10 protein-coding genes are annotated in these 13138 nt (G+C 67.6%); 8 read left to right on the top strand and 2 right to left on the bottom strand.

Going from position 1 to position 13138, the window contains the following annotated elements; all coding sequences use genetic code 11:
- Positions 1-40: 40 nt before the first annotated feature.
- Complete coding sequence (locus G6N58_RS00165; RefSeq protein WP_115280227.1) at positions 41-1417, top strand: aspartate aminotransferase family protein; 1377 nt, start codon at positions 41-43, stop codon at positions 1415-1417.
- Between the two features lie 10 nt (positions 1418-1427).
- Positions 1428-2573, top strand: a complete 1146-nt coding sequence (locus G6N58_RS00170) for an ABC transporter ATP-binding protein (protein ID WP_115281932.1) — start codon at positions 1428-1430, stop codon at positions 2571-2573.
- Here the strand turns inward: G6N58_RS00170 and G6N58_RS00175 are convergent.
- Positions 2570-3244, bottom strand: coding sequence for a TetR/AcrR family transcriptional regulator (locus G6N58_RS00175; protein ID WP_115280226.1), 675 nt, complete (start codon positions 3242-3244; stop codon positions 2570-2572). The genes G6N58_RS00170 and G6N58_RS00175 overlap by 4 nt on opposite strands.
- Before the next feature lie 116 nt (positions 3245-3360).
- Here G6N58_RS00175 and G6N58_RS00180 point away from each other — a divergent pair, with 116 nt between their 5' ends.
- From G6N58_RS00180 to G6N58_RS00190, 3 genes are read left to right on the top strand one after another with little or no spacing between them, the layout of a single operon-like run.
- On the top strand, positions 3361-5007 hold the full coding sequence (locus G6N58_RS00180) for a phytoene desaturase family protein (protein ID WP_115280225.1): 1647 nt from the start codon (positions 3361-3363) through the stop codon (positions 5005-5007).
- Positions 5008-5036: 29 nt separating this feature from the next.
- Entirely contained in the window at positions 5037-7049 is a 2013-nt protein-coding gene (locus G6N58_RS00185; RefSeq protein ID WP_115280224.1) for an acetate--CoA ligase family protein, read from the top strand.
- Positions 7050-7094: 45 nt separating this feature from the next.
- Positions 7095-8354, top strand: coding sequence for an HNH endonuclease signature motif containing protein (locus G6N58_RS00190; protein WP_115280223.1), 1260 nt, complete (start codon positions 7095-7097; stop codon positions 8352-8354).
- Between the two features lie 216 nt (positions 8355-8570).
- Here the strand turns inward: G6N58_RS00190 and G6N58_RS00195 are convergent, their stop codons facing one another.
- Entirely contained in the window at positions 8571-9740 is a 1170-nt protein-coding gene (locus G6N58_RS00195; protein WP_115280222.1) for an ROK family transcriptional regulator, read from the bottom strand.
- Positions 9741-9862: 122 nt separating this feature from the next.
- Between G6N58_RS00195 and xylA the strand changes: the two genes are divergently transcribed.
- The 3 genes from xylA to G6N58_RS00210 all read left to right on the top strand — a co-directional run bounded on the left by xylA (position 9863) and on the right by G6N58_RS00210 (position 13110).
- On the top strand, positions 9863-11086 hold the full coding sequence (xylA, locus tag G6N58_RS00200; protein WP_115281931.1) for a xylose isomerase: 1224 nt from the start codon (positions 9863-9865) through the stop codon (positions 11084-11086).
- A gap of 134 nt (positions 11087-11220) precedes the next feature.
- A complete protein-coding gene (locus tag G6N58_RS00205) occupies positions 11221-12318 on the top strand; it encodes a sugar ABC transporter substrate-binding protein (protein ID WP_115281930.1) in 1098 nt (365 codons plus the stop codon).
- Between the two features lie 6 nt (positions 12319-12324).
- Positions 12325-13110 carry an ATP-binding cassette domain-containing protein gene (locus G6N58_RS00210; protein ID WP_115280221.1) on the top strand — a complete coding sequence of 262 codons (786 nt, stop codon included), beginning with the start codon at positions 12325-12327 and terminating at the stop codon, positions 13108-13110.
- Positions 13111-13138 lie beyond the last annotated feature (28 nt).

Here is a 13138-nt window from a genome sequence, read left to right on the forward strand (position 1 = left end):
CTGAATGATCAGTCAACCGATAGGAAACGGAGGTTGAACTGTGGCTTCATCCGTGGTCGAGAGCCCGGTCACCGATTCGGTGGACCAGCTGATCGCAGCCGAGGAGCAGACCTTCTTGCGCCGCCAACCCGGCAGCACCCGGTTGATCGCCCAGGCCCGGGAACACCTGGCCGGCGGCGCCACCTCCAACTGGCAGATCGCCCAGCCCCAGGCGGTGTGGATGAGCCACGGTGCGGGATCGCGGGTTGTTGATGTCGACGGCACCGAGTACGTCGACATGCACGGTGGGTACGGCGCCTCGATCGCCGGCCACGCCCACCCGGCGATCGTGGAAGCCGTGAGCCGACAGGTCAGGCGGGGAACACATTTCGCCCAACCGACCGAAGACGCCATCTGGATCGCCGGCGAACTGGCGCGCCGGTTCGGCCTCCCCCTGTGGCGGTTCGCGAACTCCGGCACCGAGGCCACCATGGATGCGGTGCATCTGGCGCGTGCGCTGACCGGGCGCGACCTGATCATCAAGGTCGAAGGGTGTTATCACGGGCACCACGACTCGGTGCAGGTGTCGGTCCTGCCCGAGGCCGACGAGATCGGCCCCAGGGAACGGCCCGCCCGGGTGCCCGGCAACAGCGGAATTCCCGCCGCCGTCCGCGAACTCGTGATCGTCGTGCCGTTCAACGACCCAGATGCCGTGGCACGGGCGCTGGCCGAGCACGACGGCGAGATCGCCGCCATGATCGTCGAGCCGGTGATGATGAACGCCGGCATCATCCCGCCGGAGCCGGGCTATCTGGCGGAGATCCGGCAATTGGTGCACCGGGCCGGCGCGCTGCTGATCTTCGACGAGGTGAAGACGGGTTTCACCACCGGCCCCGGCGGGGTCACCGCGCGCGAGGGCGTGGTTCCGGACATGGTGTGCCTGGCCAAAGCGCTGGGCGGCGGCATCTCGGTGGCCGCCATCGGTGGTACCACCGCGGTGATGTCGGCCATCGCCGACGGCCGCTATGAACAGGTGGGCACCTTCAACGGCAACCCCTTGGCCATGGCCGCCACCAGGGCCACCCTGACCGATGTGCTCAACGACGACGGCTACCGCCACCTCGACCGACTGGCGCGCCGACTGCAGGACTCGCTCGAGTCCACCATCACCACGTACGCAGCACCGTGGCATGTGGTGACGGTGGGCGCCAAAGGGTGCGTGACGTTCCGCGACGAGCGCGTACGCGAATTCCGTGATTTCCTGCAGATCGACTCGAGACTGGGACATCTGCATTGGCTGATCCAGCACAACGGCGGAGTTTTTCTGCCCCCGTGGGGGAAGGTGGAGCAATGGCTGTTATCCGTTCAGCACGACACCGGCGACGTCGACCGGTTCTCAGCCAACTTCGCCCGGTTCGCGGACGCAGTGCACAGCTGACGGGGTGCCGGTGACCGGCGGCGACATCCGCCTGCATCAGCTGGCCAAGGCCTTCAACGGCGTGCCTGCGGTCACCGGGATCGACCTCGCCATCCCGGCCGGCCAGTTCTACTCGCTGCTGGGCGCGTCGGGGTGCGGCAAGACCACCACCCTGCGGATGATCGCCGGCTTCGAGAAACCCGACTCCGGCCGCATCGAGCTCGACGGCCGCGACGTGGCGGGCGACCCGCCGCACAAGCGCCCCGTCAACACCGTGTTCCAGACCTACGCTCTGTTCCCGTTCATGAGCGTGTGGGACAACGTCGCCTTCGGCCTGCGCTATCTGAAGACCTCCCGAGACGAAACCCGCCGCAGAGTCGGCGACGCCCTGGAGCTGGTCCGGATGGCCGACTTCGCCAAACGTCGACCCGCGCAGCTGTCCGGCGGCCAGCAGCAACGCGTCGCACTGGCCAGAGCGCTGGTGCTGCGACCGAAGGTGCTGCTGCTCGACGAACCGCTGGGTGCTCTGGATGCCAAGCTGCGCAAGCAGTTACAACTCGAACTGCGCGCCGTGCAGCGCGAGGTCGGCATCACTTTCGTATACGTGACGCACGATCAGGAAGAAGCGCTGACGATGAGCGACCAGATCGCGGTCATGGCGCAGGGCAGGGTGGAACAGGTGGGCGCACCGCAGGAGATCTACTCCTCCCCCGCCACCACGTATGTGGCCGGCTTTCTGGGGGCTGCCAACATCTTCGACGCCGAGGTGCTGGAATCGAGCGGCGGAAGCTCGGTGTGCGCCGCCGTGTCGACCACGCTGCGGTGCGCCGGCACCGATACCGGGGCGGTATGTCCCCCGGGGCCGGCGGCCATCGTCATCCGGCCCGAACGGATCACGCTGCTCAGTGCCGACCGCAGCCCAGCGTCGGATCAGAACGTGATCGCAGGTGTGGTCCGCGAGGTGGTCTATCTGGGCGCGTCCACGCAGGTATTGGTCGATGTCGGTGAGCCGGTGGACCTGGTGGTGGAGGTGCCCAATCACGCCGGCCCCCGGTCCGTCGGTGTCACTCCTGGCGCAGCGGTGCTGTGCGAGTGCAGTCACGACGCCGTCCGGGTGCTCACCCGCAGCTCCGCACCGTTGGTGCCCGCCCCGGTGGATGCCCTGGCATTGCCCTAGCGACGACGTGCGGCCTTGAGTGTCCCGGATCGGTTGCGCCGTCTGGGTTCTGCGGCCAGATCCAACTCGCGCTCCGCGAAGCGCATGGCGATCTGGTATGCCACTTCCGAATCCACGTCGGGGTCCTCCAGCGCCACCTGGATGGACAGCCCGTCGAGCAGCGCTGCGAACTCCAGGGCGAACATCCGCGGGTCCACCTGGGGATCCCGCTCGCCGGATTCGGCTGATTCCAGGGCGTCGATGATCATCTGCCGCCACCGGGCGTCGAGTTCGATGCGGCCGGCTTTCACCTCGTCGTGGCGGAAGGCCTGTGCCCACAGGTCGAACCAGAGTCCCCATGCACCCGGGATCTCGTCCGGAGCGTCACCCTGGGGGACGCAGGTCCAGCGGATCAGCAGTGAGAGTCGCTCGCGCAGCGAGCTCACCTCGGACAGCATCGATTCGGCGGCTTCGTAGAACGACTCCTCGGAGTGGCGTAGCGCATCCACCAGCAGACGGTCCCGCGTTCCGAAGTAGTAGATCACCAGCGCCGAGGACACCCCGGCACGTTTGGCGACGTCGGCGATGCGGGTCTCGGAGAACCCCCTTTCACAGATCAACTCCGCTGCGGCCCGCAACATCTGGATGCGCCGTGCCTCGTTGTTCTCGGTGGCCGGTGCTGGATCTGCCATGCTCGGACGATCTCCCCTCCATGCGGCGTCGCTGCCTCTTGTCGCGAGCCTATCACTTCGTTAGATTGAACAGTCAGTCAGGATGTGCGATGTCCCCGTGAGAGAAGGTCCCGCCGATGTCCGACAATTACGACGCCCTGGTCATCGGCGGCGGCCACAACGGCCTGGTCTCGGCCGCCTACCTGGCCCGCGCGGGCGCGCGCACGCTGGTCCTGGAGAGCCGCGGATCACTCGGCGGAGCCGCCACCACCGAGGCACCGTGGCCGGAGGCCCCTCACCTGAATGTGACACGCCTGTCCTACGTCATGAGCCTGATGCCGCCCACCATCGTCCGCGACCTCGAACTGGAACGCCATGGCTACAAGGTCCACCCGATGGGGCCCTACTACCAGGCCTTCCCCGAGGGCGGCTCTCTGATCATCTACGAGGACGACCCCGCCCGTACCCATGAGCAACTGGCGAAGTTCTCCAAGAAAGACGCCGACGCCTGGCCGAAGTGGAACGCGTGGCTCGAGGGCATCGCCGACGTGATGGGTCCGCTGCTCACCCAGGTCCCACCGAACATCGGCTCACACAAGCCGGCAGATCTGCTGGAACTCGCCAAACTCGGGTGGAGCCAACGCGGAGTGTCCACCCGCATGGTGGGCGACGTCACCCGCCTGCTCACCATGAGCATTGCCGACCTGCTCGATGACTGGTTCGAATCTCCGCAGATCAAGGGCGCTCTGGCGGTCAACGGTGTCATCGGCACCTGGGCGGGTCCCTACGAGCCGGGCACGGCCTATGTGATGGCCCACCATTCGATCGGCGATGTGGGCGACGGTCAGCTGGGCAGCTGGGGCTACCCCGAGGGCGGCATGGGCGCAGTGTCGGCCGCCATCGCCCGCTCGGCACGCGCCTTCGGTGCCGAGATCCGCACCGACACAGCGGTTTCGCGACTACTCGTACGGAACGGCCGGGTACAGGGCGCGGTCATTGCCAACGGTGACGAGGTGCGCGCCCCACTGGTGGTCACCACCTTGCACCCGCGGACCGCCTTCCTGGACCACATTCCCCGGCACGAGCTGCCCGACGAGTTCGTCTCGGACATCGAGCACTGGAAGACCCGCAGCGGGGTGGTGAAGATCAATCTGGCGCTGGGGGAACTGCCGGACTTCACGGCGGACCCGAGCACCGGGCAGGCCGAGCACCACACCGGCTCGGTCGAGATGGCCCCCACCATGGAGTACATCGAAGCCGCGTTCCAGGACGCCCGGCTGGGTCGGCCCGCGGCGCTGCCCTTCAGCGATGGCGTCATCCCCACCACCCTGGACAAGACCCTCAATCCTGATGGCACACACATCATGTCGCTGTTCACCCAGTGGGTCCCGGCGGACTGGTCGGCCGCACCGCACACCGAGGAACTGGACGCCTATGCCGATCGGCTGATCGACCAGTACGACGCGGTGGCACCAGGATTCAAGAGTTCGATCCTGCACCGTGACATCGTGGGCCCGTACGAGATGGAACAGGAGTATGGGCTGATCGGCGGCAACATCTTCCATGGCGAACTCTCCCTCGAACAGTTGTTCCACATGCGCCCCGCACCCGGGTTCGCCGACTACCGCACGCCGATCGCCGGGCTGTACAACGGCAGTTCGGCCACCCATGCCGGCGGCGGAGTGTGCGGTATCCCCGGCTGGCAGGCGGCCAAAGCCGCGTTGGCCGATCGCAAACGGGCCGACAGGCGGGCCCGGATCACAGCTCTGGGACGCCGATCCTGAGTAGCATCAGGCGGGCTCGCGTCGCCACGATGCTGGGCGCCCGATCCGTCGCCGTGGTGGGCGCGAGCGCACGGGCAGACAGCTTCGGCGCCCGGATGGTCACCGAGGCCAGGCGCGGCTCGGCACGGGTTCACCTGGTCAACCCGCGGTACGCCGCCATCGGTGACCTGCCCTGTGCACCGTCGCTGGAGGAACTGGACGAAACCCCGGACCTGGTGCTGCTCGGCGTCCCCGATTCCGCTGTGGCCAACGCCCTGGAATCGGCGGTGAAGGTCGGCGCCCCGTCGGCCGTGCTGTTCGGTTCCGCGCACGGTGAGAGTCTGCGCCACCAGATCGTCAGCCTGGCCACCGAAGCACAGATGGCCGTGTGTGGCGCCGGCTGCATGGGTTTCATCAACGCCATCAGCGGAGTTCGCGCCCTCGGATACTTGGAGCCCGATCCTCTTCCCGTCGGCGGCGTTGGACTGATCACCCATTCCGGCTCGGCATTCTCGACGCTGCTGCGCGCGCGTCGCGGTTTCGGGTTCCGGTTGGCGGTGTCCTCCGGTCAGGAATTGGTGACCGACACCGCGGATTACGTCGAGTACGCTCTCGACGATCCGGGCACCGAACTCATTGCCCTGCTGCTCGAGACACCCAGGTCGGTTCCCCGGTTGGCCGCGGCGCTGCACCGGGCCGCAGACAACAACATCCCGGTCGTGATCCTCACCGTCGGCGGGTCTCCACGCGGGCGCGCGATGGTCGCCGCGCACTCCGGGGCGCTGGCCGGCGACACGGAGGGTTGGGCGGCGTTCTGCGCCGCCACCGGAGCCATACACGTCGGTGACATGGCTGAATTCACCGACACGATCGAGCTTTTCGCGTCGGGTAGGCGTGCCCGGTTCGGTACCGGGATCGCCACGGTGCACGACTCAGGCGCCGAACGGGCCCTGTGCGCCGACGTCGCGCACGGCGTCGGAGTCCCCTTCGCCGACCTGACCGAGGACACCACAGCTGCCATCGCCGAGTGCCTCGACGACGGGCTCACGGCCACCAACCCCCTCGATGTCTGGGGCACCGGCGCCGACACCCGCACCCTGTTCGGCGAATGCCTGCAGCTGATGACCGATGATCCCGGGGTGGCCGTCACCGCTCTGGCGGTGGACCTGGTGACCGAGTACGACGGCGACACGGCCTACACCGACGCGGTGCTGGATACCGCCGGGCGGACGGACTCACCGATAGCGGTGCTGACGTCGACCCCATCGGCGGTGGACCCGGCGATGGCCTCCCGTCTGCGCGGGGCCGGCGTACCGGTGCTCGAGGGCTATCGCAGCGGCCTGTCGGGCCTGGGGCATCTGATGCGTTGGCCACTCCCCCGGGGGCGCGTCGACAACCCCGTCGATGAGGAGCGCCGAGAGTGCTGGCGCCGGCGCATCGACGCCGGCACCATCGACGGGGTGGCGTTGCTGGCCGATTACGGGATCCCTGTGGCGAATTCGCGACCTGCCTCATCCCCGGCCGCGGTGCTGGAGGCCGGAGATGCACTCGGTTACCCGGTGGTGCTGAAGACCGTGGGGACTGCGCACAAGAGCGATGTCGGCGGTGTGGTTCTCGGGCTGGCTGACCGGGCGGCGCTGGCTGCAGCGTATGCGGCCATGGCGGCCTCGCTGGGGCCCGCGGTGACGGTGGAAGCCATGATGCCTGCGGGCGTGGAGATCTCCGTCGGCGTGGTGCGCAACCCGGGTTTCGGGCCGCTGGTGGTGGTGGCCGCCGGCGGGGTGCTGATCGAACTGATCGGCGACCGGTCGGTGGCCTGCCCGCCGCTGTCCCGCACGGCCGCTCTGCGCATGCTCGACCGCTTGCGGATCCGGCCGCAACTCGACGGTTGGCGCGGCGCCGAACCCGTGGCCATCGATCGATTGGTGGATGTGATCATCGGGTTCGGTTGTCTGGCTGCCGAACTCGGTGATGTACTTGATGCCGTTGAGGCCAATCCGGTGATCGCCACGGCCGATGGCGCGGTCGCCGTCGATGTGTTGGTGGTGCCGCGGGCGCAGTAGGCGTGCACGGCCGATTGTGTCGGTGGCCTCTGTTTGAATGGGGTCATGTCCACGAGCGCAACACTTTCGGCCGCTGCCGGGGTTACTCCCGTGCAGCGGCTGGAGGTGTTGTTCGCCAAGATCGCGGAGCTCTCGGGGCAGCGCAACGCCATCGACGGGCGGATCGTGGAGATCATCGCCGAGATCAACCGCGACGGGCTGGCCGGCATCACCGGGTTCCGCTCCGTGGCCTCGCTGGTGGCCGCCAAAACCGGGGTCTCCCCCAACACCGCCCACACCTTCACCACGATCGCCCAACGCGCCGAACAGTTCCCGCAATGTGTCGCCGGGATGCGGGAGGGCTGGCTGTCGGTGGATCAGCTCGGCGCGGTGGTCGACGGCGCCGCCGACGGCTCCGACGCCCACTACGCCCAATTCGCCCGGTATGCCACGGTCACCCAGATCCGCAAAGCCGTCCGACTCGAACCCCCACCCGCACCCAAACCCGAACCGGAACCAGCACCGGAACCCGAAGCGCCGCGATCGATCACCACCACCCACGGCCCGCACTCGACCACCTGGCACATCACCCTGCCCACCATTGAGGCCGCCGAATTCCAGGCAGGACTGCAGTCCCATCACGACAAACTCGTCGCGGAGTGGAAACGCGCCCACGCCGAGAACCTCACCGAGACCACCCCACCGTTCCCCACCCCGGTGGACGGGTTCCTGAGCCTGATGCGCGCCGGCTGGGACGCCGACGCCGCGGCACGCCCGCACGGGCAGCGCACCACCGTGGTCATCCACGTCGATGTCGAATCGCGCCTCGCGAACCTGCATCTGGGCCCCGTCCTCGCCGACGCCGACCGGCAATACCTACTCTGTGATGCCACCTGCGAGGTGTGGTTCGAACGCGACGGCCAACCCATCGGCGCCGGACGGGAGACCCGTACCATCAACCGACGGCTACGCCGAGCCCTCGAGCACCGTGATCACGGCACCTGCGTGGTGCCCGGCTGCGGCGCCACCCGCGGCCTGCACGCCCACCACCTGATCCACTGGGAAGACGGCGGACCCACCGAACTCGACAATCTCGTCTTGGTGTGTCCCTATCACCATCGGCTGCACCACAAGCGGGGCATCACCTTGACCGGGCCGGCCAGCCGCCTGGTCGTCACCGACGCCACCGGCCGCCACCTCACCAACAGATCCCTGGCCCGGCCACCCACCACGGCGCCACCGCAAGTGGCTCCGCACCCCGGACCAGGCGGCGCCCGCTGCGACTGGTGGTGGTACACCCCCTACCAACCACCAGCGGCCAGTTGACGTGTGCCGACCAAGAATCGGAACGTACTAACAGCTGGCACCTTTGGCTGCGTCGACATCACATCTGTCCTCAGCAAGTGCCGACTCGGCGGCGCCGATCATCAGAATCGCGGGACTGCCCGCACCAGGTACCGGGGGCGCACGGAGGCTACGCCGGGCCGGCCAGCCGACAACCACCAGCGGCCAGTTGACGCGTACCGAGAAGCCAATTCGCCGCTACACACTCGCCGGGTCGGCGAGCAGAGGAGCAAACGCCAACTCAGCGGCACCGATCATCAGCGTCTCGGCGCCCAGCGTCGCGGGGACCACCCGCACGAGGTCGCGGGGCGCACCCATGCTCCGGCGGGCCAACTCGTCGCGCAGTACCCCGGCCGCGTAGGCCGGGAACACGCGCAGAAAGCCGCCCAGCACGATCAGTCGCGGGTTGAGCATGTTGACCGCGTTGCCCAGCGCGATGGCCAAGGTGCGGGCCTGCCGATTGATCACATCCAGTTCGGCATCGCTGTGGGTGCTGGGCTCGGCGGCGCTCTCCAACTCCTCCAACAGCCGGGTCAGCGGCGCCTGCGTCACCTCAGTTTCGAGACAGCCGACGCTGCCGCAGTGACACGATTCGCCGCCGCCGACGAAGGTGTGGCCCAACTCGCCCGCGTATCCGGCCACCCCTTGGAGCAGCCCGCCCGCCACCACGAAGCCCGCGCCGATACCGCTGGGCCCGCCGTTGACGTAGATCAGATGATCGGCGTTGCCGTGCCGGCCGAACAGATGCTCGGCAATGGCGCCGACGTTTGCGTCGTTGGCCGCAGAGCAGGCCAATCCTGTTGCCGTGGTGAGCATCTGACCGATCTCGACGTCATGCCAGTCGAGGTTCGGTGACACCTGCACCGCAGAACCCGGCCCGTGCACCAACCCCGGCACCGCAACGCCGACCGCCGTCAGCATCTGCTCGCGGGTCAGGCGCCCGCGGATCTGGTCGATCAGGTCAGCGGCGATCTTGACCGTCTCCTCGCCGCTGGGCACACCCACCGTCGGGTGCCGCAGCACGTCGAGCACCAGACCGCCCAAACCGACCACCCCGACCGTGATCGCGTCGACCTCGGGGGTGACGGCAACTGCCAGGACGTTGTTCCCTGGGCTGACGATCGGACTGGGCCTGCCCACCTGTGCTACCGCGGGCGCGGGCGATTCGACCACCAGACCCCGGGCTGCCAACTCCTCCACCAGGTCCTTGACCGTCGACCGGGACAGGCCGGTTCGCCGTGTCAGCTCGGCGCGGCTCAGCGAGCGGTGGTGGTGTACCAGCGTGAGGACGCTGGACAGGTTGCGGCGGCGGACGTCGTCGGTCCTCGTTCCTACCCGGGTGGCGCGGCGCTCTCCAGTCAGATCCATCGTCTTCTTTCTCCCACACCGTGCCCTTGACAGTGGTGCAGCCCACATCTTATGTTCGCTCGCAGAACAAATCACCCGTTTTCATCAAACCCCGCCCGAGTGCGGAGGCCAGGGAGCACATCATGACGGTTCTGGAGTCCGGCGTCGCGCGCGCCGACGAACTGACACCCACCCCCGCCGACAAATTCTCGTTCGGCCTGTGGACGGTGGGCTGGACGGGGGCCGATCCGTTCGGTGTCGCGACCCGCCCCGCACTGGACCCGGTCGAGGCCGTCGAGCGGCTCGCCGAGTTGGGGGCGTACGGGCTGACCTTCCACGACGACGACGTGATCCCGTTCGGCAGCACAGAGTCCGAGCGCAGCCGGATCCTGGCCCGGCTCACCGGGGCCCTGGAGGCCAATGGACTCGCGGTGCCGATGGTGACCACCAACCTGTTCACCCAGCCGGTGTTCAAGGACGGTGGCTTCACCAACAACGATCGGTCAGTGCGGCGCTACGCGCTGCGCAAGGTGCTGCGCAACATCGACCTGGCCGCCGAACTGGGCGCCCAGACCTTCGTCCTGTGGGGCGGCCGCGAGGGCAGCGAGTACGACAGCGCCAAAGACGTCCAGGCGGCGCTCGCCCGATACCGCGAGGCCATGGATCTGTTGTGCGAGTACGTGAACGACCAGAACATCGGCCTGCGTTTTGCCATCGAGCCCAAGCCCAACGAGCCGCGCGGCGACATCCTGTTGCCCACCGTCGGACATGCGCTGGCCTTCATCGACACCCTGGCCCATCCCGAGATGGTGGGCGTGAACCCGGAAACCGGGCACGAGCAGATGTCCGGGCTGAACTTCATGCACGGCATCGCGCAGACCCTCTACAGCGGCAAGCTCTTCCACATCGACCTCAATGGCCAACGGGGCATCAAGTTCGACCAGGACCTGGTGTTCGGCCACGGCGACCTGGGCAATGCATTCGCCCTGGTGGACCTGCTGGAGCACGGCGGCCCCGACGGGGGTCAGGCCTACGACGGGCCGCGACACTTCGACTACAAGCCCAGCCGCACCGAGGACATCACCGGGGTGTGGGCCTCGGCGGCAGCGAACATGCGGATGTATCTGCTGCTGCGGCAACGCGCGCGGGCCTTCCGATCGGACCCGGCCGTGATCGAGGCCCTGGCCGCCGCACGGGTGCCCGAACTGCGCGAGCCCACCCTGAATGCGGGCGAGTCGTACACCGACCTGCTGGCCGACGACTCGGCCTATGGGCAGTTCGATCCGGAGCCGTACTTCGGCGGCAAGGGCGGCAACTTCGTGGCGCTCAACCAGCTGGCGATCGAGCACCTGATGGGCGCCCGGTAGTCCGAGGCTTGTCCGAACATCCGCACAACTGAATCCTGGACGTGACACACGTCACGTTATATGTTGCCTGAAAGAACAAACGTCGGGGGTTCTGTGCCTCCGTGCCCGCAACCACCTATTCGGAGGCGATTTTCGTGAATCGAACCAGTGCCCTGCTCGTCGCGACTGTTCTCGGAGCCGGCTTGACGCTCAGCGCGTGCAGCAGCAGCAGCGACTCGGGGTCCGGCGACGGATCCAGCGGCAGTGCCGAAGCCAGCGGGGCCGGCAAGATCGGCGTCATCCTGCCCGACACCAAATCCTCCGTCCGATGGGAGAGCAAGGACCGCCCGGCGCTGGAGGCGGCGTTCAAGGAAGCCGGCGTCGAATACACCATCCAGAACGCCGAGGGCTCCGCGGACACCATGACCACCATCGCCGACGGCATGATCGCCGACGGGGTGACGGTGCTGGCCATCGTGAACCTGGACTCCGACAGCGGCGCAGCCATTCAGCAGAAGGCGGCCTCCCAAGGCGTCAAGACCATCGACTACGACCGCCTCACGCTCGGCGGGTCGGCCGATGTGTACATCTCGTTCGACAACACCGTCGTCGGTGAGCTGCAGGGTCAGGGGCTGGTGGACTGCCTCGGCGGCCGGCCCGCGGCGAACGTGGTGTTCCTCAACGGATCTCCGACCGACAACAACGCCACCCTGTTCTCCAGCGGGGCACACTCCGTCATCGACGGCACCCCGGGAATCACCATCGTCGGCGAGCAGGCCGTGCCCGATTGGGACAACGACGAAGCCGTCACCATCTTCGAGCAGATGTACACCGCCGCCGACGGACGCATCGACGGTGTGTATGCCGCCAACGACGGCCTCGCCGGCTCGGTCATCTCGATCCTGGAGAAGAACCAGCGCGCCGGACAGGTGCCCGTCACGGGTCAGGACGCCACCGTCGAAGGCCTGCAGAACATCCTGGCCGGCACCCAGTGCATGTCGGTGTACAAGTCGGCCACCGAAGAGGCCGGGGCGCTGGCCGAGGCAGCCATCGCGTTGGCCAATGGCCAAGAGCCCGAGACCAACAACACCTCGCGTGATGACCAGGGCGGCCGCGACGTGCCGTCGGTGCTGCTGACGCCGAAATCGATCACCAAGGAGAACATGAACGTGGTGTTCGATGACGGCGGCCAGTCCAAGGAAGAAGTGTGCGCCGGGCAGTTCGCCGCCATGTGCACCGAGGCGGGAGTCTGACACCCCATGAGTGAGGCGGTCGAGCCCATACTCGAATTGCGCAGCGTCAACAAGAGTTTCGGTGTGGTGCACGTGCTGCACGATGTCGACTTCCGGGTGTACCCCGGGAAGGTCACCGCGCTGGTCGGTGACAACGGCGCAGGCAAGTCGACGTTGGTCAAGGCCATCGCGGGCATCCACCCCATCGACAGCGGCGAGTACCTCTTCGAGGGCAAACCGGTGACGGTGCACGGTCCCAACGACGTTGCCGCACTCGGCGTCGAGGTCGTGTACCAGGACCTGGCGCTGTGCGACAACCTCGACATCGTCGAGAACATGTTCTTGGGCCGGGAGATCAAACGGCGGGGCATCCTCGACGAGGCGCAGATGGAGACCATGGCCCGCGAGGCCCTGGCGTCGCTGTCGGTGCGGACGGTGAAATCGGTGCGCCAGACCGTCTCCAGCCTGTCCGGCGGGCAGCGACAGACGGTGGCCATCGCCAAGTCGGTGCTGTGGAATTCCAAAGCGGTGCTGCTGGACGAACCGACAGCCGCCCTGGGTGTGGCGCAGACCCGGCAGGTGATCGACCTGGTGCGCCGGCTGGCCGAGCAGGGCCTTGGCGTGGTGCTGATCTCGCACAACATGGCCGACGTCTTCGAGGTCGCCGACCGGATCTGTGCGTTGTACCTCGGCCGGGTGGCCGCCGACGTCAAAGCTTCCGAGGTCAGCCACAGCCAGATCGTCGAGCTCATCACCGCGGGACGGTCCGGCAGCCTGGGCCTGGCCCCCGCCGAGGCCGCCGAGTCAATGTGAGAGCGCCCGTGCAGACATCGACAGTGAA

Source organism: Mycolicibacterium tokaiense (assembly GCF_010725885.1).
GTDB lineage: Bacteria > Actinomycetota > Actinomycetes > Mycobacteriales > Mycobacteriaceae > Mycobacterium > Mycobacterium tokaiense.

Bases quoted from the DNA above. Each gene is read 5' to 3' on its own strand.
- G6N58_RS00175 (WP_115280226.1), bottom strand. From the start codon at position 3,244: ATGGCAGATCCAGCACCGGCCACCGAGAACAACGAGGCACGGCGCATC.
- G6N58_RS00180 (WP_115280225.1), top strand. From the start codon at position 3,361: ATGTCCGACAATTACGACGCCCTGGTCATCGGCGGCGGCCACAACGGC.
- G6N58_RS00185 (WP_115280224.1), top strand. From the start codon at position 5,037: ATGCTGGGCGCCCGATCCGTCGCCGTGGTGGGCGCGAGCGCACGGGCA.
- G6N58_RS00190 (WP_115280223.1), top strand. From the start codon at position 7,095: ATGTCCACGAGCGCAACACTTTCGGCCGCTGCCGGGGTTACTCCCGTG.
- G6N58_RS00195 (WP_115280222.1), bottom strand. From the start codon at position 9,740: ATGGATCTGACTGGAGAGCGCCGCGCCACCCGGGTAGGAACGAGGACC.
- xylA (WP_115281931.1), top strand. From the start codon at position 9,863: ATGACGGTTCTGGAGTCCGGCGTCGCGCGCGCCGACGAACTGACACCC.
- G6N58_RS00210 (WP_115280221.1), top strand. From the start codon at position 12,325: ATGAGTGAGGCGGTCGAGCCCATACTCGAATTGCGCAGCGTCAACAAG.